The following is a 607-nucleotide window of genomic DNA, read 5'->3' as shown; positions in this document are numbered from 1 at the left end:
ATGTGTCCGATTCTTGAGAACTCAACAGCGTGCACTATGTTCAATGCCAAATTTATAACCCCGTCCGGGTCTTGTGATCCGGTTGGGTTCCTTTGGAAATTGATGTCAGTAATGATGTCTTATTTGCTAGAGGTCAAACTTGAGCGCCTTCTCTTCGGGGTTGGTGTTCGTAATTTTTTTACGGAGAGTTTGATCCTGGCTCAGGACGAACGCTGGCGGCGTGCTTAACACATGCAAGTCGAACGATGAAGCCCAGCTTGCTGGGTGGATTAGTGGCGAACGGGTGAGTAACACGTGAGTAACCTGCCCTTGACTCTGGGATAAGCGCTGGAAACGGCGTCTAATACCGGATACGACCTGCCCCGGCATCGGGTGCGGGTGGAAAGTTTTTCGGTCAAGGATGGACTCGCGGCCTATCAGGTAGTTGGTGAGGTAATGGCTCACCAAGCCGACGACGGGTAGCCGGCCTGAGAGGGTGACCGGCCACACTGGGACTGAGACACGGCCCAGACTCCTACGGGAGGCAGCAGTGGGGAATATTGCACAATGGGCGAAAGCCTGATGCAGCAACGCCGCGTGGGGGATGACGGCCTTCGGGTTGTAAACC

At 54.5% G+C, this 607-nt stretch carries 1 rRNA gene; it reads left to right on the top strand.

The annotated features are described in order from the left end of the window. Positions 1-177: 177 nt before the first annotated feature. Positions 178-607, top strand: a 16S ribosomal RNA gene (locus tag HQQ82_RS19470); the annotation flags it as partial.

It is taken from the genome of Rathayibacter sp. VKM Ac-2856, assembly GCF_013205055.1.
Lineage (GTDB): Bacteria > Actinomycetota > Actinomycetes > Actinomycetales > Microbacteriaceae > Rathayibacter.
Note: the sequence above shows the minus strand (reverse complement) of the source record. Positions and strands in the feature narration are given on the sequence as shown.